Genomic DNA, 21501 nt, shown 5'->3' with positions numbered 1-21501 from the left:
GAGCCTGATCTTCGCCGAATACCTGGCGTTCTTCGTGCCGCTCTCGGTCACGCTCGAGCACGTGATTGCCGCGGTGCTGATCGTGCTGGTGGCAGCGGCGAATTACCGTTCGGTGAAACTCGGCGCGGTGATCCAGAATCTCTCCACCGGCGCCAAAGTGCTGGCGATTCTCGGACTGAGCGCGGCGATCTTTCTCCTGGCACCCGGCGGTGCGCACAATCCGCTGCACGACGCGGTGTTCGGTTCGGCCAAGTGGTCGGGCATCGGCATCGGTCTGGTGGCGGCGCTCTGGGCTTACGACGGCTGGGAAAATCTCACCACGCTTTCCGGCGAAGTGCGCAACCCGCAGCGCAACTTGCCGCTCGCGCTGATCGTCGGCGTACTGGTGGTGCTGGTGGTGTATATCCTGATCAACGCCGCCTATCTGCGCGCGTTGCCGCTGCCGCAGCTCGCGGCGTCGAAATCCATCGCCTCGGATGCGGCCACCGTGGTCATGGGCCGGGCCGGAGCCTCGGTGGTAGGTGCACTGGTCATGCTCTCGGTGTTCGGGACGCTCAACGGCAGCATTCTCTCCAGCCCGCGCGTGTTCTATGCCATGGCCGAGGACGGCCTGTTCTTCCGCACCGTCGGCAAAGTGCACGCGAAATACGAGACGCCCTACGTGGCCATCGCCTTCATCGTGGTGATCGCGGTGATCTACGTGTTGCTGCGCAACTTCATGCAGCTCGCCGAAGCCTATGTGCTCGGCATCTGGCCGTTCCTCGCGCTTGCCGTCGTCGGTCTGTTCATCCTGAGAAAACAACGCCCGGATTTTCCGCGCCCCTACAAAGCCTGGGGTTATCCGGTGATTCCCGCGCTGTTCGTCCTCGGCACCTTCGTGGTGGTGGCGAACTCGCTGTACGCGCAGTTCTGGTCCACGTTCGCCAGCATCCTCATCACGCTCGTGGGCGTGCCGCTGTATTACCTGTGGATATGGTGGCAGCGTCGCTCTCAGCACCGCATCGGCCACGCGCCGTCTGCCTGAGCACGCAGCCCCTTATTGTTCGCCCGCCGCGGCCAGCGTGCACGCGACGGCGGTGAGACCCCGGTAGGCACGGCGGAAGGTCCGGTCCAGGCGCATTACCGCCGGTAGATCCTGCGGCCGTCTCAATAATCCCGTGAGCACGGAGAGATAGGGATGCGACGAGTCCAGCGCGGCCATGACTGAAGGCGGCAGCGCCGCATCCACATCGTCGGCCAGTATCCGGATCACGGCAAACTCCGCGCCGGCCTGAATGGCCACTTCGGCCACGGCCGCCGCCTCCATGTCCACCATGCATGCGCCGCTCTGCGCCGCAAGCGCGCGCTTGGCCGCGTGCGTGGCCGCCGCCTCCGCCACCGTGACCAGGGTACCGGTGCGCATGAGCACCGCGCCCAGCGGCGCGAGCGCCTGCGCGAGCTGCGCATGCCAGGACTTGGAAACCTGAAAACGCCGGCCGTCGGCATGGTTGACGACAATGTCCGGTACCAATACCGCGCCGGGTTTGAGCGCGGCCTCAAGCCCGCCGGCCGTGCCCCAGACAAGCAGCCGACGCATACCGGCCGCGAGCAACTGTTCGGCGGCGCGCCGCGCGCGCGCCGGACCGATGCCGCACATCTGCACCTGCCAGCCGCGCGCCGCGAGCGCAGCGGCGCTGTGCGCTTCACCGGCCAGGGGTGCGAGCACCGCAACGCGCAGAGTGGACGCCACCGGAGTCAAGCGCTCTGCGCTGCGACCAGCTTGCGGTAGCGCGCCAGCGCCCAGAGCGGAAAGTAGGCGCTGTAACCGTGATAGCGCAGATAGAACACGCGCGGAAATCCCGGCGCGTTGAACTGTCCCGTATGCCACAGACCTTCTGCGCCCTGGGTGCGTAACAGCCATTGGATGCCGCGACCCACGGCATCGCTCCCGGCTTCGCCCGCGGCCATGAGCCCGAGCAGCGCCCACGCCGTCTGCTCGGGCGTGGCTAGTCCGTGGCCCGCGAGCGCGGGGTTTTGATAACTGTCATTGGTCTCGCCGAATCCACCGTCGGGCTGCTGCACCGCCTTGAGCCAATCCGCCGCACGGCGCACGCGCTCATCGGCAACAGGCACACCGGCGAGTTCCAACGCTACCAGCACCGACCAGGTGCCATATATATAGTTGGTGCCCCAGCGTCCCCACCAGGAACCATTGGGCTGCTGCGTGTGCGTGAGCCAGCGCAAAGCACGCTCACGCGGCCGTTGACAAGCTTCGCCCAGCAGCGCGAACAAGGCCACGCAGCGGCCGGTCACGTCCTCGGTGGGCGGGTCGAGCAGCGCGCCGTGATCCGCAAACGGAATCTCGTTGAGATAGTGATGCGTGTTGTCGGCATCGAAGCTCGCGAAGCCGCCATCACGCGATTGCATGCCGGCCAACCAGCGCGCGGCGCGCGCGATGCGCCCGCGGTAATCCGCAATGCCGCTGCGCTGCATCGCCCAGGCGACCGCGGCCGTGTCGTCGAGATCCGGGTAATAATCGTTGCGGTATTGGAACGCCCAAGCACCGCTCGCGAGCCGCGGCCGGTAGGCGCGCCAGTCGGCCGGCTCGTCCAGCAGCTGGCGCTCGGCCAGCCAGTCGAGCGCGCGGCGCACGGCGCGCTCCGCGCCGCCGGCTTCCTGCAGTGCAAGCACCGCCAACGCCGTGTCCCACACCGGCGACACGCACGGCTGGCAATAGCTCTGGTCGCCGCGGTCGACCAGCAGCAGTTCCAGGGCGCGTTTCGCGGTTTTGCGCAGTGGATTATCCGCGGCATAGCCGAGCGCGGCGAGCGCCTCGTAGGCGTTGACCATGGCCGGGAAGATCGCCCCCAGGCCTTCTTCACCGTTAAGCCGCGCCAGCATCCAGTCCGCGCAACGCTTGAGGGCGAAGCGGCGCACCCATCCCGGAATCAGCGGTTCGCACAGGCGTGCACCGTGCTCCAGATACAGGAACACGCGGTTCAAGGCGGAGCGTACTGGGAACCAGTGACGTTCCTGCTCCGGAGGCACACTGAACAGTTCCGCCACTCCCAGGCCGCGCGGATTGCGCGCCTGGCAGCGCAGGCTGTAGAGCACCAGCAGCGGCACCATCACGGTGCGCGACCAGTACGACACCTTGAGGAAATGGAACGGGAACCAGCGCGGCAGCAAGATCAATTCGGCGGGCATGTAGGGCACGCCGCGCCACGGGATCTGGCGGAACTGCGCCAGCATGAAGCGCGTAAACACATTGGCGCGCGCCGCACCGCCAAGTTTGAGAATCGCCTCGCGCGCGCGCCGCAGATGCCCGGCTTCGGGCGCGTCGCCCGCGAGCTTGAGCGCGTAATAGCATTTCACACTGCAGGAAATGTCCGGTGCCCCGCCGGGATACAACGGCCAGCCGCCGTCCGTCCGCTGATGGGCACGCAGATAGCGCGCCAGGCGTTCTTGCAGGCCGTCATCCACTTCGTCCATGTAATGCATCATCAGCACGTATTCGGCGGGTATGGTGCAGTCGGCCTCGAACTCGAAACACCAGTGCCCGTTGTTGTGCTGGCGCTCAAGCAAGCCTTGACGTGCACGCGTCAGGGCCGCGTCCAGCACCGGGTCCGCCGCCGGTACAACGCGCGCCGCCGCGCCGTTGGCGCTCATCGCAGCGCCTCGGCTTCGGAATCCACGCCCGGCTCGGCCGCCACCGGCGTGAAGTCGCCGCTCGCAGGCGGCGGCAGGCGGTGCGCGAGCAGCGCGAAGCTCGTCCTGAGCAGCGCATCGAAACCCGCGGTCAGCTTGCACCAGGCGACCGTGCGGTACACGCTGCGCCGCGTGATCTTCACTTCGGCGCCACGCGCGAATCCCGGATGCGCCAGCAGCTTGCGCTGCGTGAGCAGCGCCATGAACAGCGCCCACAGGCAGAAGTTGCGCAACCCGGTTTCGCGTGGCGGCAACAGCAGCGTATAGCGCAGTGCGTTTTCCGCGTGCGCGTGCGCGAGCCCCAGCAAGCGCCGGCAGCCGCGCGCGAAACGCGCGTCGCCAGGCTGCGCCGCGGCGAGTTCCAGACCCTCGGCCAGGAACACGTCGCGCGGCAGCCAGCAGGCGCCCTGCGCGCGGTCCTCCCAGAAATCCTTGAGGATGTTGGTCATCTGCAGGCACTGGCCGAAGGACACCGCGAGGCGCAGCATCTCCGCGCGCCGCGGCGCAAGTTCCGGTAGATAGCCGATGAACAGGCGCGTGAGCATCTCGCCCACGCAGCCCGCCACCACGTAACAGTAATGCGCATGCGCGGCGAGATCCGCCAGGCCCGCGGTGCTTTTGCCGCGCTGAAATACCGCCATGCCGCGGCCCATGACCGCAACGCATTCGGCCAGGGCGGCGCGCTGCTCGGCATGGAAGCCCGCGGTGATGGCCAGCACGCGCGGAGTTTCCGCGATCAAACGGCGTTCATCGTCGCTCGCTTGCGCGGTGAGCCGCGCACCGAAATCGCGTGCAAAGGCCGCGGCATCGCCGTGGCCTTCGACCGCGGCGATGAAGCGCTCATAGAGCGCCGCCTGCGCCACTGGATCGAGCGCGGTGTGATCCTCAATGGTGTCGGTGATGCGGCACAACAGGTAGGCATTGCCGATGACCGGCTCGAGTTTCGGCGGCAACACCGGGATGGTGAGCGCGAAGGTGCGCGACACGCCATGCAGCAGCGCGCGTTGCAGCGCGAGGTCGTCCGGCGTACTCATCGTGGCGAGGTGCCGCTCTGGGCCTGCGACAGCTTCCCGTGACCCGGCCGCGGTTGAAAGTCACCGTGTTCCGCATACCAGGCGAGCGCATCGCGGAACGCGGCGGCGGCCGGTCGATGGCTGTAATCCAGCTCGCGCTCGGCGCGCGCCGAACTGTAATACATCGGGTAGCGCGCCATGTGCAGCTCATCGCGCGTGAGGCGTGGCGTGCTCGCGGTGATCCGCGCCACGATTTCCGCGAGTCCGGCGAGCGGCATGAGCAGTCCGGGCGCGAGCTTGATGAGCGGCGCACGCACGCCGGCAAGCTGCGCGAGCGCGGTGAATATATCCCTGAGCGACAGATTTTCTCCGCCCAGGATGTAGCGTCGCCCGGCCTGGCCGCGTTGATACGCGTACAGATGGCCGAGCGCCACGTCGTCCACGTGCACGATGTTCAAGCCGGTGTCGAGATACGCCGGCATGCGCCCGCGTGCCGCTTCCAGCACCATGCGCCCGGTGGGCGTGGGCTTGAGGTCGCGCGGTCCCACCGGCGCCGAGGGATTGACGATCACCGCGGGCAGACCCGACTCCGCCGCGAGTCGCGACACCTCCGCTTCGGCCAGGAATTTGGAGCGCTTGTAATGGCCGATCATGTCGGCGAGCGTCGCGGGCGTGTCCTCGTCGGCGGGCGCTGCGTCCGCGCGGTGGCCGAGCGCAGCCACGCTTGAGGTGTAAACCACGCGGCGCACGCCGTGCATCAGCGCCGCCTGCATGAGCGCACGCGTGCCGTCCACGTTCACGCGGTAAAGCGACGCGGGATCGGTCACGAACAGGCGGTAATCGGCTGCGACGTGCACCAGGCCTGCACAGCCCGCGAGCGCCGGACTCAAAGTCTGCGGCACATTCAGATCGGCATCCGCGATTTCAACGTCCAGTCCGGCGAGCAGCGCACGTGGCGATGAGTTGCGTACCAGCACACGCACTGCGTAGCCCGCATTGAGAAACGCGCGCGTGACCGCGGATCCGACAAAGCCGGTAGCGCCGGTAATCGCCACACGTTCAGGCATTTAGCGCTCCTTGGCCACGCAACGGGCGCTACAGTTTAACGCGCGTCGTGATGCCGGTGTTATACTTCGTGCACGTGTCGGTGTCTGCGGCGCTGATCCGTCAGACATTTTCGACAGCGCGGAGAACCAGCCCATGCAAGTACTACTCGCCCAGCCCCGTGGCTTCTGTGCCGGGGTGACGCGTGCCATTGACGTGGTCGAGCAGGCGCTCAAGATATTCGGCCCGCCGGTATATGTACTGCATGAGATCGTGCACAACCAGCACGTGGTCAACGACTTGCGCGGCAAGGGCGCGATCTTTACCGAGAACCTCGCGGACGTGCCCAAGGGTGCGGTCACGATCTTCAGCGCGCACGGCGTTTCCGACCGGCGCGTGCAGGAAGCGCGCGAGCGCGGCCTGAAAGTGATCGATGCCACCTGCCCGCTGGTAGCCAAGGTGCACGTACAGGCGCAGAAATACGAGCAGTCCGGTTACGAACTCATCATCGTCGGCCATCCGGGACATCCGGAAGTCGAGGGCACGCGCGGCCGGATCAGCGGCCCGGTGCATGTGATCTCCGAACCCGAGGAAGTCGCGGCGCTCAAGGTGCGCGATCCCGAACACGTCGCCTACGTCACGCAGACCACGCTCTCGGTGGACGACACGCTGCGCGTCATCACCGCGCTCAAGCAGCGTTTTCCTGGCATCCGCGGTCCGGAGACCAAGGATATCTGCTATGCGACCCAAAACCGCCAGAACGCAGTGCGCGAACTCGCCAAGAACGCCGATGTGATCGTGGTGGTGGGTGCGCGCAACAGCTCGAACTCCAACCGGTTGCGCGAGGTCGGCGAACAGGCCGGCCTGCGCTCCTACCTGGTGCAGGATGCCAAGGAACTGGAGCGTGCCTGGTTCAAAGCCGATGATCGCGTGGGCGTCACGGCCGGCGCCTCGACGCCTGAAGCACTGGTCAGTGAAGTGTTGGCAACACTCGCCGCCTGGGGCCACGCCGAGGTACGCAAGATGGAAGGGCCGGCGGAGCGCGTGAAATTCCTGCCCCCACAGGAACTGAGCAACCACAAAATAAAAGCCAGAGGCTGATTACCATGTCCATTCCCGTACGCCAGCAACTCAAGGTCGCGTCCTACATCATCAACCGGAAGCTGCACGGCGTAAAACGTTACCCGCTGACGCTCATGCTGGAGCCGCTGTTCCAGTGCAACCTCGAATGCCCCGGCTGCGGCAAGATCGACTACGAATCGCACATCCTCAAGCAACGCCTGTCGGTCGAGGAATGCATGCACGCGGTGGACGAGTGCGGTGCGCCCATGGTGTCGCTGGCCGGCGGCGAGCCGCTGATTCACAAGGACATCCAGGAGATCGTCGCGGGCTTCATCGCGCGCGGCAAGTACGTGTACCTCTGCACCAACGCGATCCTGCTGGAAAAGAAACTCGACCTGTTCACGCCGTCCCCGCAACTCACGTTCTCGGTGCATCTCGACGGCCTGCGCGCACGCCACGACGAAAGCGTAGCGCGCGCGGGTGTGTTCGACGTCGCCACCTCCGCCATTCGCGCAGCCAAGCGCCGCGGTTTCCGCGTCAACATCAACACCACGCTGTTCACCACTGCCAAACCCGACGAAGTGGCGGAATTCTTCAGCTTTGCCACCGAAGATCTCAAGGTCGACGGCATCACCTTCTCGCCGGGCTTCGCCTACGAGCACGCGCCGCGCCAGGACGTGTTCATGGGCCGGCGCCAGTCCAAGGAATTGATGCGCAAGATCTTCACCAACCGGAAGCAGAACCGCCGCAAGTGGGCACTGTCGCAATCCAGCCTGTTCATCGACTTCGTGTGCGGCAACCAGGGCTACCAGTGCAGCGCGTGGAGCATGCCGTGCCGCAACGTGTTCGGCTGGCAGAAGCCCTGCTACCTGCTGGTGGACGAAGGCTACGTGCCGACCTTCAAGGATTTGATCGACAACACCGACTGGGATCATTACGGCGTCGGGCGCAATCCCAAATGCGCCAACTGCATGGCGCACTGCGGCTTCGAAGGCACCGCCGCCGACGATGCGTTCCTGCATCCGCTGAAGGCCCTGTGGGTGCGCATGCGCGGACCGAAACTCACCGGGCCGTTTGCCCCGGATCCGCCCATGCAATATCCGCCGGTCCCGCCGCGGGCTCCGGCGCGCGCACCGCAACCCGCCTCGCAGACGCAACACTGATTAGCGCGCGTCGCGCGCCGCCTGAATGCCGCGCGTGCTGATTCTTGCCGCCCTGTCACTGCTGCTGTGGATACTGCTATGGCTTGCGCCGTGGCAGCCATGGCGCTGCCGCGAACGGCTGGAACCCGAGCCGGGTGCGGTTCCCCTGCATCCCGATTTCAGCGTGCTGATTCCGGCACGCAATGAAGCCGACACCATCGGACGGGCGCTGGCCGCGCTGCGCGACACCGCGCCCGACGCGCAAGTAATATTGATAGACGACGAATCGAGCGACGCTACCGCGGAGCTGGCGCGTGCCGCCGGCCTGCGCAATCTCACACTCGTGCCGGGCAGTCCGCCGCCGGCCGGCTGGACGGGGAAGCTCTGGGCGCTGGAACAGGGTCTCGCCGAGGTCAGGACCGCGCGCGTGCTGCTGCTGGATGCCGACATCGAGCTCGCGCCCGGCATGCTCGCCGCGCTGCAGCGCAAGGCGGACGAGGGTTACGCCCTGGTCTCGGTGCTCGCGGCGCCGCGTTTTGAGGGCGCGGCCGCACGCTGGCTGTTGCCGGCCTTCGTGTATTTCTTCAAGCTGCTGTATCCGTTCGCGCTTGCCAACCGTCGCGGCAGTCGCGTGGCCGCGGCCGCGGGCGGCGTGATTTTAATAAACCGCCAGGTGCTGCTGGATGCCGGCGGTTTCACCGCCTGGCGCGATGCCATCATCGATGACTGCACGCTCGCGGCGCACGTCAAACGCGCCGGCCAGCGCTGTTATCTCGGCCTGACGCACGGCGCGCGCAGCCTGCGGCAACAGGACCTGGCCGGGATCGTCGGCATGATTGCGCGCAGCGCCTATGTGCAGTTGCACGAATCGCCATGGCTGCTGCTCGGCACCACCGCCGGCATGCTGCTGGTATTCTGGGTACCGCCGGCGGGATTGGCATTTGCTGGCGTGACGCGCTGGCTGGGGCTGGCGGCGCTGCTGTTGATGTTGTTCAGTTATCTGCCGACTCTCTTATATTATCGGCGCAACCCACTAGCCGCCGTGGGCCTGCCGCTGACGGCCACGGTGTTTCTCGCTGCCACCTGGTATTCGGCGTTGCGCGCCTGGCTGGGCACGCGCAGCGTGTGGAAGCAGCGCCGTTATCCGCGCCGCGCCAACTGAGCGCGCGTCCAAGATCCGAAAGCTCGAGGGAAAACTCAGCATGACGTTCCGCGGGGTCCCCGACGCCGAACAACATCGCCACCCCTGGCTCGCTTGGCTGTTCCAATGCGGTTTCGATTTCACGGTCATCAGCACGTATCACCGCGAGGTGCAGCTCCCGCCGGACTTTCGCCTGCCACCCGGGACCGTGGTGATTTCCAACCACCAGCGCGACGCCGATGCGCCCATCGTCGGCACCGGGCTGTGCCAGCGCCGCGGCCTGCGTTTCACCCGGCCGTTGACGCACTTCGCGGCGCGCGAGGATTTGTTTCGCTGCGGCTTTCTCTCCGAGTACATATCCGGCTGGCCGCCGCCGCTGCCGCAACTGCTCGGCCGGATTCCATTGCGCGGGTTCTTCGCAATCCTGCGCACCGAGCCGATACGCCGGGTACGCGAGTTCAGTGCGGCGGAAACCCTGGAAGCGGCGGTCGCGGCCGGCCTCGGTGATTGCGATCCCGCTGCGGTGCTGAACGCGCGCGGCCAGCGAGAATTCAGCGCCGCGAGCGGTGCGCTTCCCGCACGGCTTTCCGACCTCCGGCCGCCGACGCGGCCCGTACTTTGGGGCCTGCGACGCCTGCGACGCAGTGCACTGCAAGAACTCGCGCCCGAGTTCCACTCCACGATCGCGGCACAGTTGCGCGGGTTTGCCGCGCGGCTCGATGCCGGATACCGGCTGTATTTTTCACCCGAAGGCGTGATCTCCGCGGATGGCCGTTTCGGCCGCGTGCGCGCAGGTCTGCGTCTGCTTTGCGGACTCACCACGGTGCCGCCGCGGCTGTTACCCGTGGCGCTCAGCTATGATGGGCTCGGCCCGGGCAAGTTGAGAGTGATCATGCAGGTCGGTGAATTGCAGAATGCTCCGGATACTACGCACAACGCCGCATTTTCGGTGGCGGTGCGCTCCGCCATCCTGGATCTGCTGAACGTGAACCCCAGCCATCTGCTCGCGGCTTATCTGACGGCCGGACCGGAGAGTTTCAGTACCCGGGAGTTCTGCGACTGGTGGCAGCGTGCGCTCGCGGTGCTCGGCCGCCTTGGACTGAAAATCGATCCGCTGCTTGCCGGCAGCACAAGCGAAACACTCGCGCAACAACGCCTGCACTGGCTGCGACGACAGCGCCTCGTACGGCTCGAAGGCGGACGCTGGCAAAACCTGTGGCCGCGCAATTCGCGCGCCGGCTGGCGGACTCCCGCGCAACGCGTGGCGTACTTTGCCAACGGCTTCAGTGATTTGCTGCCTGGTTTCGCCGCCCGGCTTTGGCCATGAACCTGCACCCCTGGCTGCGTCGCGCGGCCCAACCGGCGTTCATCCTGCCCGTACTTCTGGCCGCAGCGCTGCTGATCTTCGCCTTCAAACTCGGCAACCTCGGCGAGGTGGTGGAGCGCGTCAAGCTGATTCCGTTGAGCGTGTTGCTGGCTGCGCTGGGCTTCGCCTTCGTGTATGTCGCGCTCAAGGCCCTGCAACTGCACCTGCTGCTCGCCAATCTGGCGGTGCGCCCGGGCTTCGGGCCGTTCGCACTGGCGTTCTCGGTGGGTGAACTCACACTCACCCTGCCGTTCGGCCTGTTCGCCCAGAACTGGATTCTGTCCGCCTCGGCGCGCATCCGCATCGGGCGCAGCGCCGCCGCCACGGTGGTGATGCTGCTCACCGAGATTGCGGTGGTACTGCTGCTGCTCGCGGTCATCGGCGTGCGCGGCTGGCCGCAACTGCGCCTGGCGGTGATCCTGGCGCTGATCGTGTTCGCGCTAGTGCTCGGCGTGTTCGTGCTGTACGTGCATCACGCGCATCGCCACCTGCAGCGCATCACGCATCCGTTGCTGCGCCGCATGTTGCAGGAAAGCGTGGAACTGCTCTTCGGCCTGCGCCGCCTGTCAAACCCGCGGATTCTTGCCGGCAACCTGCTGATCGCCGCCATTTACCTGTTTGCACTGCTGGCGGCGTTCTTTTTCGTGGCGCGCGGCATGGGCCTGCCCGCGCTCGGTTTCGTGACCGCCGCCAGCATTTACGGATTCGCGCTGGCCAGCGTGCTGCTCGGCGCCGGCCTGTTCACCCAGATCGGCACCGTGGAGGTGCTGGGCATGCTGGCCGCGCACGAGTGGGGCATCAACTACACCGACGGCTTGGCCATGATGCTGGGCTTTCGCCTGGTGTGGACCGGAGCCATGTGGCTGATCAATCTGCCGGTGGTGCTGGTGTTGTGGCGCAGCATCCGTCCGACCGGCGCCACCCGCATCGCCTGAGGTTGTTATCCAATAATCTGCAGAAACCGTTCCACGGTGTGCTGCGTGTCGATGCGCGGCAAGCCGCTCGCGGCCGTTGCACGCGGCAGATCGCGCACGATGTCGAGCTTTTTCTGCGTGGTGGAATACACGTGGCCGCGCCGGTGATGGAAGCGCGCCAGGTACTCCTGCTCACTCTGCCCGGGCGTGGGCACGAATAACGCACGCTTGCCGAGTTCGGCCAGTTCCATGAGCGTGGTGTAACCGGAGCGCGTGATGACCACGCGCGCGCGATTCAGCATCTCCGCCTGGCGCGCGCGATCCAGATAACCATAAACCGTGGTCGCGCCTATTTGGCGTACTTCATCCATGCGCGCGGGGTCGCCCAGCGTTACCACGATACGTCCCTCAAGGCGCGGCACGGCCGCCAGCACGCGCTCGGCGAACAGGCTGCGCTGCGGCTCGATGCCGGACACCGAGAAGAAATAATCCAGGTCCTCGGCAAATTCCGGGCGGCGTACGTCGGACAGTGGCCCGATGTAGGCGAGGCGGTCCGTGCCCCAGTTGAAATACGGATAGTGGCCGAGGTCGCCCGACAGCCCGCCGTCCGCTTCCACATCCGGAATCAGGACTTTGGTAAACCCGCGCAGCAGCCGGTGCTGGCTCCATTCGACGAGATGCTCCATCCAGCGGATGCGACCGGGGATAATCTGGTGAATGGAATGGAAAATCACGTAGCTTGGCACCGCGCGTGACCACACGCCGATGCGGCTGTCGGAGACCACGCAATCGAAATGCCGCTCTTTGACCAGCCGTTCGGTCACGCGCTGCTCGCGCCGGTAACCCGCGACCACCCAGGGCATGGACAGGCTCATGCGTATGTAGAACACCGCCGGATAGCGGCTGAAGGGCGCGGGCGTATCGCGGAATGGAAAATACTCGACCCGGTCGCCCAGTTCCGCTTGCAGCAACTGCATGCCCGCACCCGGCTGCATAAGTATGGTGACCTGATCGCCGCGCGCGACCAGCGCGCGAATCAGCACCAGGCTGCGCGTCGCGTGGCCCAGTCCCCAGTGATACACGCCGTAGAGTACGCGCCGCGCCATGAGTTGTGCTTGGAAAAGGCGCATTGTACCAGCCGCAGCTGGCTGACCGGCCGCGTTGCCGGCTGTCCCCATACCCGGTTCATAATCAACGCGATCATGAACCGGGGACGGCAAGGTTATTTATGCGTGGCTTTCCAATCCCGCAGTGCCGCGAGCGTGTTGGCGACGTGCTGGTCGGGATTGAGGTTGGTGTAGGTGTAGATGATGGTGCCGTCCGGCACGATCACGTACGAGGTGCGGTTGGCGTACTCGGAATCCTGCGGCAGCACCGCATCATAGGCGCGCATGATCCTGTGGTCGGTGTCGGCGGCCACGGGAAACTTGCTGCGGCACGCGCTCACCGAGAACTTCTGCAGCACCGCCACCTGGTCGTGCGACACGCCGATGACCGTGGCATCCAGCGCCTGGTATTTGCCGATGGCCGCGGCGAAGTCGTGCGCCTCGATGGTGCAGCCTTTGGTGAAAGCCGCCGGATAGAAATACAGCACCACCGGGCCTTTCTTCAGGGCGTTCGCCAGCGAGAAGCTGTACACCTTGCCGCCCAGCGTGGCTTCGGCGGTGAACTGTGGCGCTCTCGAGCCCACCGGCAGGCTGGCAAACGCGGGGGCGGCGGCCGCACCGGTCAGGACGGCGATGACTAACAGACGTTTCATGTTTGAACTCCTGGTTAATGATTAACGCTCAGCTTGGAAAAGCAATCGCCAGTTTCCCGCGCAACGGTTCGTTCAGAGCCGCGCGGCGCCCTGGCAGCGCCGCGTTTTGCAATCACGGGCATTTCAATCTTTCGAGTAAATCCAGATCTTGCCGCTGGCATCGAACGCATACACGACCAGCGGACCGGTCTTCTCGCCATTCATTCCGGGCGCGCCGGCGGGCATACCCGGCAGAATGATCCCGACAATGTGCGGCCGCTGGGCAGCCGGCGGCTTGGCGCCGGCCGGTCTCAACATGACGGAAAACTTCACGTCCACTTCATTCCCCACCCAGCGGGTGTCCTGCCACTGGCCGAGGCCGATGTGGTAATCGAGGCGCTCGAAGTCGAGCGTGCCTTGCAGGCGTGCGCCGCCACCCGCGCTGGGCGTAATGGTGAACGGCACGGAAATCTCGCGTGTGACATCGCGCAGCGTGAGCTTGCCGGTCACCTGGTAGTGGCCCGCATCCAGGGTCTTGACCGATTCGCTCACGAAAATCGCCTGCGGCCAGCGCGTCACGTCGAAGAAATCCGCTCCGCGCAGCGCGTCGTCCAACTCCGGCAAACCGGTGTCCACCGAGGCCGCCTGCACCTGCACGCGGATAAGTCCGGGGTCTCCGGCGTTCGGCGTGAGACACACCAGCCCGCTGAATTGCGTGAACTGGCCCTGAAACGGCGCGCCTGCCTGGGTGGTGTTGAACACGATGCTGTTCGCGGCCGGCACCGGCGCCCAACAGACCGCAGCGCCCAGTGACGGAGCGCCGATGAGAGCGCTGCCCAGCAACAGGCTAGCGGCCACACGTGTCACGCGGATTCCTGTTTGCGGTTGCGGATCTGGCTGAACGGCAGCATGCGCAGCAGCACGGCATCCTTGAGGAGAAAGTGGTGCCACAGCGCCGCCAGCACGTGCAGCGTGACGGTCGCGAGCAGCAGCCAGGCCATGCTTTCGTGCGTCAGGAGCAGCGCCTGCGCCAGTTGCTTGTCCGGGCCGATCAGGTTCGGCAGGGGAAACAACCGGAACCACGCGACCGTGAGATGCGAAGCCGATGAATACAGCCAGCCAACCGGCGGCATGGCGAGCAGCAGCGCGTACAGCAAGCCGTGCGACACACGCGCCGCGGTGTCGAACAGCGGATGCGGAGCCGGCGGCAGCGGCGGCGGTCTGGAATAAAGCCGCCACGCGAGCCGTAATACCACGAGCACGAAGATAGTGATGCCGATCGACTTGTGGCGCGCGAGCAGCACCAGCCGCTCGAGACTGATCGGCAAGCCATGCGCCGTGAAGCCGAGCACGAATTGCGCGATTACCAGCACCACGATCACCCAGTGAAACGCCTGAGCGATCAGACCGTAGCGCTCGCGGGTGTTGCGCAGCGGAACCAATGTGTTCTCCGTCCGGTCCATAAACACCTGAATTATGCACTTGCGTTATCCGTCCAATCAGTCAAAGCTCGTATTTGCACTTTGTTCGGGAGACCATCTGATGGGTTTACATTTCCTGCCCGCAGCCTGTGTCCGAGTCGGTCGCGTCGCGGCCTTGAGCCTGCTGTTTGCGGGTGCGGTGCTGCTCGCCGCGTGCCAGACCGCGCCGGTCATGAAGCCGCCGCCGGTTCTGGCGCCGCTGTCGCCGCTCACCACGCAGAACACCGCGCATTACTCCATCCAGCCCGCACTTTCAGACGTGCGCTTCCTGGTGTATCGCGCCGGCCCGCTCGCAGGCTTTGGCCACAACCACGTGATCCAGGCGGCGCACATTCAGGGCGACATCTACCTCGGCGCCGATCTGCAGCGCTCCGGCTTCACGCTCAACCTGCCGGTCAAGGACTTGCAGGTGGACGCACCGCAAGCACGCGCAGTCGAAGGCCCGGATTTCGCCACCCAGCCCTCGGCGCCCGCCGTCCAGGGCACATACACAAACATGCTCGGCGCCGGCGAACTTGACGCCGCCACGTATCCCGACATCCGTATCCGTTCCGTGGGCTTCACGGGCCCCGAGTGGGGACCGGACGCCACGGTGCGCATCGAACTGCACGGCGTGGCGCGCGAGCTGACCGTACCCATCGCCCTCGAGCAGCGCGGCGAATTTCTGATCGCCACCGGCGCGTTTGAAATCCGCCAGAGCGATTTCGGCATCCGTCCGTTCAGCATCCTGGGCGGCGGCCTGCAGGTCGCCGACAGCGTGAAAGTGCGCTTCCATCTGGTGGCGCAGAAAGACTGACCACCGGGAGTGCAATGCGTGGATATTAACGATACCGAACGTGGCGTTCGGCCAAAATGCGCCGAATGCGGATGTATTGCCAGCGGATCCGACTGACGGCGCGGTGAAAATACCGCCGCACGCGTCGGACTACGCCGCAAATGCGGATTGCACAAACATGCGGGAAGCGTCATGCTGAATGTACATGGGACCGCGCCGCGCGGTACTGAGCGAGGCTCTCGGGTGATAAAAGTCCTGGTTGTGGATGACGAGCCGCTCGCCAGGAAACGGCTCACCAGCCTGATCGCACGTGAAGCGGATCTCGCGCTGGTAGGCGAAAGCGGCGATGGTGTGGACGCGCGCGCCAAGATCGAGGCGCTCGCTCCGGAGCTCGTGTTTCTCGACATCAAGATGCCGGGCATGTCGGGGCTGGAACTGGGCCGCGCGCTGTACCGCGACAAGCCGCCCTACATCATCTTTACTACCGCCTATACGCAGTACGCCGTGGACGCCTTTGCGGTGGACGCGGTGGATTACCTGCTCAAGCCCTTCGACCGCGAGCGCTTTGCCCAGGCCCTGGCAAAGGTCCGCGAGCGCCTGTGCAACCCCCTGCCCATCGAACGCGATACCGGCCTGGACGCGCTCCTCGGGCAGCTGAGCACGCTCACCGCGGGACTGGCCGGGGGCGGTGCCGACCGGCTCGCGATCAAGGACGGCACGCGCTTCAAGTTCCTGGAACTTGGCGAGATCACCCACGTGCAGGCCGACGGCGACTACCTGCACGTGCACACCGCGAATGGCGAGCGCTCCATGATCCGCGAGCGCATGCAGGAAATCGAACGGCGCTTGGCGGGCGGCATGTTCGTGCGCATCAGCCGCTCCGTGATGCTCAACCTCAATCACGTGAAGGAGATGAAGCCGCGGCAGCGCGGCGATTACGAGTTCACGCTCAAAAGCGGCCAGCAATTCGCCTCCGGCACCACCTACCGCGAAACCGTCCGCAACCTGATCGCCAAACTGCGCCGCGGCCACTGAGGACTCGGCGACTCGCCGTCCGCCTGCACTACGAAAAATTTCCGAGCCCGCGTACATTGATCTGCGCGCCCGGTACATTCGCCGCATGGCGCAACGCATCCATCGCATTTTGTACTGCCGCGCCAAGTGCAGTGCTGTAATCCCCGGCACCCAATCATCTCCAGCCGGAGGAATTTGTCATGCACAGTCGATCATTGCGTACCAGCGGCGTGGCGCTGGCTTTAGCCTCAGTACTCGCGCTCACCGCTTGCGGTGGAGTCGGCGGATACGGAGGCGGTGGCGGCTCTGCGCCGGCCGGCACGATTACCACCATCAACCTGACGCCGGCCACCGCGACGATCGCGGTGAACGGCACCCAGCAGTTCACCGCGGTTGGCAAGGATTCCGGTGGCAACACCGTGAACGGCGCGACCTTCACCTGGTCGTCTTCCAATCCCGCCGTGGCCACGATCAGTAGTTCCGGCCTGGCGACCGGCGTGACCGCCGGCACCACAACGATCACGGCCTCGATCAGCTATGCCGGTGGGATTTACGGCATGGGTGTGACCTACACCAGCAATCCCGCTACCTTGACGGTCACCGCCAGCGGCATGGCGGTGGGCACCATGGCGGTCGGTCGCGCTGTGCCGGGCGCCGTGGTCAGCCTGAAAGACAGCCAAGGCCAGCCGGTGGTCGCGATGACCGACGGCAACGGCCGATTCCAGCTTGCCACCAGCGGTCTGGTTGCCGGTTTCCTGCTCAAGGGTGAGGACAACCAGGGTCACGTGCTGTTCAGCTTTGCCGCCAACCCCGGCAACATCAACATCACGCCGCTGACCGACCTCATGGTGCGCATCTGGTTCCAGGCGCATGGCACCACCGCCGAAGCGGCGTTTGCCAATCCGGCCGCACATCCGGTGCCGCAAGCTGCGCAGTTGGCAGTGCTCAATCAGGCGATCGTGGGTTTGATGGCCAGCGCTCTCGGTAGTCAGGGCCTGGATCCCGCCCAATTTAACCTGATTGCAACGCCTTTCAACACCAACGGTGCGGGATTTGACCATGTGCTCGACAGGATTGCCGTTGTACAGAGCAGCGGCCAATTCCTGCTGCGCGATTCGCTCGGCAGCCGCGCGACGACGATCGCGGTTGATGCGGTGCATCACACGGTGGCGTTCAACACCGTGGCCATGGACGGACAGTCGACTGCGTCGCACTCCAGCCTCGTGCTGCCATGACGGCGGCCGGCAACTCATCCAGCAGGCTGTTGAAAAACAGCCTGCTGGGCGCCACAGGGATGTGCCGCAGCGAAAATCATTCGCATAAGTGCTTTTTGATTTTCGGAGCGAGCCGCGGGCGTGTACCGCGGCGGAGCGAGTTGAAAAAGGCCATGGATGGCGTTTTTCAACTACCTGCCAGACTTGCCACGTGTTGAGACGTGATAACACGCGATGCCACCGGCGGCTTCTGCCGCCGGTGGTTTTTGCGCTGAGTGTGATGCTCGCGATGCCCGCCGCGGTTGCGGCACACTTCGATACGCTGCAAGTCACACTACAGGGCGACAGCTACCAGATCCGCGGCGAGGTGTATCTGGACGCGGCACCGCAGGAAGTCTATGCACAACTGATTGACTTTGCGCGCCTGCCCGAAATCAATCCCAACGTGCGTGTCAGCCGGGTGTTGAAAGTAATCAATGCCCGCAGCCAACTGGTGTACACGGAGACCGTAGGCTGCGTGTTCATCTTCTGCCGTACCATCCGGCAGGTGCAGCGCTTCACCGAACTCGGGCCGCAGGACATCGTGGCCGTGACCGTGCCGGGTAACGGCAATGTGAAACAGGGGAACAGTACTTGGCACCTGCAGGCGGACGGCAGCGGCACGCGCCTGACCTGGACCGCCAGCTGCGAACCGGATTTCTGGGTGCCGCCGTTCATCGGACCGCACGCCATCGAAAACCAGTTGCGCAGCCAGGCACTGGAATCCATGCAGGCCATCGAGCGTCTGGCCGAGGAGCAGGCGGCGCCGATTCCCAATGCCCGCATGAGTATTTAAGCGGCGAGTGTGACACTATAGGGCCGACGCGGAAGGGCTGTAGGTGTCCGGGGCGCGCACTGCATGATCCACACAGAACCCTCCACGACTGGTGTTCCCATTCCGGAGCTTGAACGCCAGCCGGTTTCCCAACCAGCGCCCGCAGCGCACGGCTCGCGCCTCATGCAGTTCCTGCTGCGGCCGGATTCGCCGTTCCGCCGCCGCCTGCTGATCGTGCTGCTGGTAAGCGTGCCGCTGTGGGCTTATGCCGCCACCTGGGACATCACCACCATGTTGTTCGACATGGCCGTAGACGCCAAGGGCGGTGTGGTAATGCGCGACGTGATCCAGCAGGTGCTGGTGCGCCTGCCGCTGTTTCCGCTGCTGGTGGGCGCGTACTTCGCCGCCACCGGTTTCAGTCTGCGGCACCACCGTGCCGGGCGCTTCCTTTTTTGGCAGGTAAGCGTGGCGGTCGTATTCCTGCTGGTGATGTACCCGGTGCTGGTGGGGTCTTATTTTGTGGTGCATCACGCCTTCGACGCCCGGGTGGCACTCGCAACGGTGATGCACGATTACATGCACTGGCAGTACTGGATGGGCAGCATGATCCAGTACTCCGTGGTGTATCTGCTGGGACTGGTACTGCTGTTTGGCCTCAACACCTTCCTGCGCTACCGGTCCGAGCAGGTTAAAGCCGCACAGCTCGAATCCAAATGGCTGGAGGCCAGGCTCGGTACGCTGCGCGGACAATTGAACCCGCACTTCCTGTTCAATGCGCTGAACGCCATCGTGGCGCTGATTCACATTGACGCGGACCGCGCCGAGAATCTGCTCACCGAATTGAGCGTCCTGCTGCGCTGCAGCCTGGCGGAAAGCTATCACGAGTTCACCACCGTGAAGGACGAGCTGTATTTCGTCGAACGCTACCTCGCGGTGATGAAAGCGCGTTACGAAGATCGGCTGGAGATCGCGCTCACGCTCGACCGGCAGGTGGGCGACCACGTCATCCCCACTTTTCTACTGGTGCCGCTGGTGGAAAACGCCATCAAGCACGGCGTCGCCAAGGCTCCGGTCAAGGACACCGTGGAAATCTCCGGTCGCTTCAGTGACGACCACCTGACTTTCATGGTCACCAATCGCACTCCGGTGACGGCGGCCAACTCAGATGAGCGCGAACCGGCAAGCGGCGTGGGCCTGAAGAACACGCGCCTGCGCCTGTCGGCGATTTATGGCAACAACTACCGGCTGGAATACGGTACCGACAACCAGGGCCGCTGGTGCTCGTCGGTCTCCATCCCGCTGCGCAATGCCCCCGACCTCGCCTATCTGACCGCGTCCGCCGGATAAATCCAGCCGCCCGTCGAGCTTGCGCATCTGTGCGCACGCTTCTGCATGCATGACGCCTATACTTGCCCGGAACGTGGAGGTACGCCATGTGCGGAAAGTACCGCGGCCTGATACGCGGCTGGCTGGTCATCCTGCCGGTGCTGCTGGCAGCCTGCGGCGGCGGAAGCAGCAGCACGCCCGGCATGCCCGGGGGCGGCGGCAACCCGCCGACGGGCAGCGGCAGCGTCAACGTACTCACCTACCACAACGACAACGCGCGCGACGGCTTGAACGATCAGGAAACGGTACTCACGGGCGCGAATGTGAATTCCGCGGATTTCGGCAAAATCGGGTTCTTTTCAATGGACGGCAGGGTGGATGCTCAGCCCCTGTACGTGTCGGCGCTGAATGTCGGCGGCGCCACGCATAACGTGGTGTTCGCCGCCAGCGAACATGATTCCGTGTATGCCTTCGATGCGGACAGCGGCCAGGTTCTGTGGCAGGTGTCTCTGCTCGGCGCCGGTGAAACCCCGAGCGACGACCGCGGCTGCAATCAGGTGTCGCCGGAGATCGGCGTGACCGCCACACCGGTGATTGATCTCAGTGCCGGCGCGCACGGGACCATTTACCTGGTGGCCATGTCGAAGGATGCCAACGGCAATTACTTCCAGCGCCTGCACGCGCTGGATCTCACCACCGGCACGGAACTCGCCGGCAGTCCGGTCACGGTGCAGGCAAAGTATCCCGGCAGCGGCGACAACAGCTCGAACGGCTACGTGGTCTTCGACCCGGCGCAATACAAGGAGCGCCCCGGGCTGTTGCTGCTGAACGGCGTCGTGTACACCTTCTGGTCGTCGCATTGCGATAATCGGCCCTACACCGGCTGGATCATCGCCTACAACCAAACCACGCTTGCCCAGACCGCGGTGCTCGACATCACGCCCAACGGCAATGAGGCTTCCATCTGGGCCTCGGGCGCGGGACCGGCCGCAGACGCGAACGGCAACATCTATTTCCTGGCCGCCAACGGCAGCTTCGAGACCACGCTGGACGCCAACGGCTTCCCCGTGAGTCAGGACTATGGCAACGCCTTCCTGAAACTCTCCACCGCGGGTGGCGCGCTGGCCGTAGCGGATTACTTCAACATGGACAACACCGTGGCGGAGTCCAACATAGACCAGGACCTGGGTTCGGGCGGTGCACTGCTGCTGCCGGCCGAGACCGACGCCAACGGTACGCTGCGCCACCTCGCGGTAGGCGCAGGCAAGGACCAGAACATCTACGTGGTGGACACCAGCAACATGGGGAAATTCAATCCCAACAACAATGACGCCATCTGGCAGGAATTGCCCGGCGGTCTGGGCGGATCGGAATTCGGCATGCCGGCGTATTTCAACGGCACGCTCTATTACGGCGCGGTGGACGACGTGCTGCGCGCCTTCAGCTTCAGCCAGGCAAAACTCTCCACGACGCCGGTTTCACAGAGCGCCAACAGTTTCGTGTATCCGGGCACGACACCGGGCATTTCCGCGAACGGCACGACCAACGGCATCGTCTGGGCGGTGGAGAACAGCAATCCCGCGGTGCTCTACGCCTACGACGCCGCGAATCTCGCGCGTGAGCTTTACGACAGCAACCAGGCGGGCACGCGCGACCAGTTCGGCGCTGGCAACAAGTTCATCACTCCGACGATTGCAAACGGCAAGGTGTACGTCGGCACCACCAATGGCGTGGCGGTGTTCGGCTTGTTGCACTGACCGGACACCAACA

20 protein-coding genes are annotated in these 21501 nt (G+C 65.0%); 12 read left to right on the top strand and 8 right to left on the bottom strand.

Features of this window, described 5'->3' with window-relative positions; genetic code table 11:
- The coding region (locus VJR90_09885; GenBank protein ID HKV97787.1) for an amino acid permease at positions 1–1024 on the top strand (1024 nt) is incomplete at its 5' end.
- A 12-nt stretch (positions 1025–1036) separates the two neighbouring features.
- Here the strand turns inward: VJR90_09885 and VJR90_09880 are convergent.
- Genes VJR90_09880 through hpnA form a run of 4 tightly spaced genes read right to left on the bottom strand, consistent with a single transcriptional unit; the run spans position 1037 to position 5767 of the window.
- On the bottom strand, positions 1037–1729 hold the full coding sequence (locus VJR90_09880; protein ID HKV97786.1) for a nucleosidase: 693 nt from the start codon (positions 1727–1729) through the stop codon (positions 1037–1039).
- A gap of 5 nt (positions 1730–1734) precedes the next feature.
- Entirely contained in the window at positions 1735–3648 is a 1914-nt protein-coding gene (shc, locus tag VJR90_09875; GenBank protein ID HKV97785.1) for a squalene--hopene cyclase, read from the bottom strand.
- Complete coding sequence (locus VJR90_09870; GenBank protein HKV97784.1) at positions 3645–4721, bottom strand: squalene/phytoene synthase family protein; 1077 nt, start codon at positions 4719–4721, stop codon at positions 3645–3647. The genes shc and VJR90_09870 overlap by 4 nt, the downstream gene beginning before the upstream one ends.
- Positions 4718–5767: a hopanoid-associated sugar epimerase gene (gene hpnA, locus VJR90_09865; protein HKV97783.1), complete on the bottom strand. Its 1050-nt coding sequence runs from the start codon at positions 5765–5767 to the stop codon at positions 4718–4720. The genes VJR90_09870 and hpnA overlap by 4 nt, the downstream gene beginning before the upstream one ends.
- Before the next feature lie 133 nt (positions 5768–5900).
- Between hpnA and ispH the strand changes: the two genes are divergently transcribed.
- From ispH to VJR90_09840, 5 genes are read left to right on the top strand one after another with little or no spacing between them, the layout of a single operon-like run.
- Positions 5901–6845: a 4-hydroxy-3-methylbut-2-enyl diphosphate reductase gene (gene ispH, locus VJR90_09860; GenBank protein ID HKV97782.1), complete on the top strand. Its 945-nt coding sequence runs from the start codon at positions 5901–5903 to the stop codon at positions 6843–6845.
- A gap of 5 nt (positions 6846–6850) precedes the next feature.
- Positions 6851–7969 carry an adenosyl-hopene transferase HpnH gene (gene hpnH / locus VJR90_09855; GenBank protein ID HKV97781.1) on the top strand — a complete coding sequence of 373 codons (1119 nt, stop codon included), beginning with the start codon at positions 6851–6853 and terminating at the stop codon, positions 7967–7969.
- Between the two features lie 34 nt (positions 7970–8003).
- Positions 8004–9110 carry a glycosyltransferase gene (locus VJR90_09850; protein ID HKV97780.1) on the top strand — a complete coding sequence of 369 codons (1107 nt, stop codon included), beginning with the start codon at positions 8004–8006 and terminating at the stop codon, positions 9108–9110.
- 40 nt (positions 9111–9150) lie between these two features.
- A complete protein-coding gene (locus VJR90_09845; protein HKV97779.1) occupies positions 9151–10416 on the top strand; it encodes a hypothetical protein in 1266 nt (421 codons plus the stop codon).
- Positions 10413–11390, top strand: a complete 978-nt coding sequence (locus tag VJR90_09840; protein HKV97778.1) for a lysylphosphatidylglycerol synthase domain-containing protein — start codon at positions 10413–10415, stop codon at positions 11388–11390. The genes VJR90_09845 and VJR90_09840 overlap by 4 nt, the downstream gene beginning before the upstream one ends.
- Before the next feature lie 5 nt (positions 11391–11395).
- Here the strand turns inward: VJR90_09840 and VJR90_09835 are convergent, their stop codons facing one another.
- The 4 genes from VJR90_09835 to VJR90_09820 all read right to left on the bottom strand — a co-directional run bounded on the left by VJR90_09835 (position 11396) and on the right by VJR90_09820 (position 14549).
- On the bottom strand, positions 11396–12499 hold the full coding sequence (locus VJR90_09835; GenBank protein HKV97777.1) for a glycosyltransferase: 1104 nt from the start codon (positions 12497–12499) through the stop codon (positions 11396–11398).
- Positions 12500–12591: 92 nt separating this feature from the next.
- Positions 12592–13128 (bottom strand): peroxiredoxin, encoded by a 537-nt coding sequence (locus tag VJR90_09830; GenBank protein ID HKV97776.1) that lies wholly within the window; start codon positions 13126–13128, stop codon positions 12592–12594.
- 123 nt (positions 13129–13251) lie between these two features.
- Complete coding sequence (locus VJR90_09825) at positions 13252–13974, bottom strand: YceI family protein (protein HKV97775.1); 723 nt, start codon at positions 13972–13974, stop codon at positions 13252–13254.
- Positions 13971–14549: a cytochrome b gene (locus tag VJR90_09820; protein HKV97774.1), complete on the bottom strand. Its 579-nt coding sequence runs from the start codon at positions 14547–14549 to the stop codon at positions 13971–13973. Before VJR90_09820 ends, VJR90_09825 begins: the two co-directional genes overlap by 4 nt.
- Positions 14550–14649: 100 nt before the next feature.
- On the opposite strand from VJR90_09820, the gene VJR90_09815 reads away from it, so the two are divergent.
- The 6 genes from VJR90_09815 to VJR90_09790 all read left to right on the top strand — a co-directional run bounded on the left by VJR90_09815 (position 14650) and on the right by VJR90_09790 (position 21488).
- Positions 14650–15384: a YceI family protein gene (locus tag VJR90_09815; GenBank protein ID HKV97773.1), complete on the top strand. Its 735-nt coding sequence runs from the start codon at positions 14650–14652 to the stop codon at positions 15382–15384.
- A 222-nt stretch (positions 15385–15606) separates the two neighbouring features.
- Positions 15607–16398 (top strand): LytTR family DNA-binding domain-containing protein, encoded by a 792-nt coding sequence (locus VJR90_09810; protein HKV97772.1) that lies wholly within the window; start codon positions 15607–15609, stop codon positions 16396–16398.
- A 179-nt stretch (positions 16399–16577) separates the two neighbouring features.
- On the top strand, positions 16578–17612 hold the full coding sequence (locus tag VJR90_09805) for an Ig-like domain-containing protein (protein HKV97771.1): 1035 nt from the start codon (positions 16578–16580) through the stop codon (positions 17610–17612).
- A gap of 259 nt (positions 17613–17871) precedes the next feature.
- On the top strand, positions 17872–18426 hold the full coding sequence (locus tag VJR90_09800; GenBank protein HKV97770.1) for an SRPBCC family protein: 555 nt from the start codon (positions 17872–17874) through the stop codon (positions 18424–18426).
- Between the two features lie 63 nt (positions 18427–18489).
- Entirely contained in the window at positions 18490–19752 is a 1263-nt protein-coding gene (locus VJR90_09795) for a histidine kinase (protein ID HKV97769.1), read from the top strand.
- Positions 19753–19838: 86 nt separating this feature from the next.
- A complete protein-coding gene (locus VJR90_09790; protein HKV97768.1) occupies positions 19839–21488 on the top strand; it encodes a pyrrolo-quinoline quinone in 1650 nt (549 codons plus the stop codon).
- The last annotated feature ends 13 nt before the right edge of the window (positions 21489–21501 follow it).

This window comes from Gammaproteobacteria bacterium (assembly GCA_035279405.1).
Taxonomy (GTDB): Bacteria; Pseudomonadota; Gammaproteobacteria; order Natronospirales; family REEB76; genus REEB76.
Note: the sequence above shows the minus strand (reverse complement) of the source record. Positions and strands in the feature narration are given on the sequence as shown.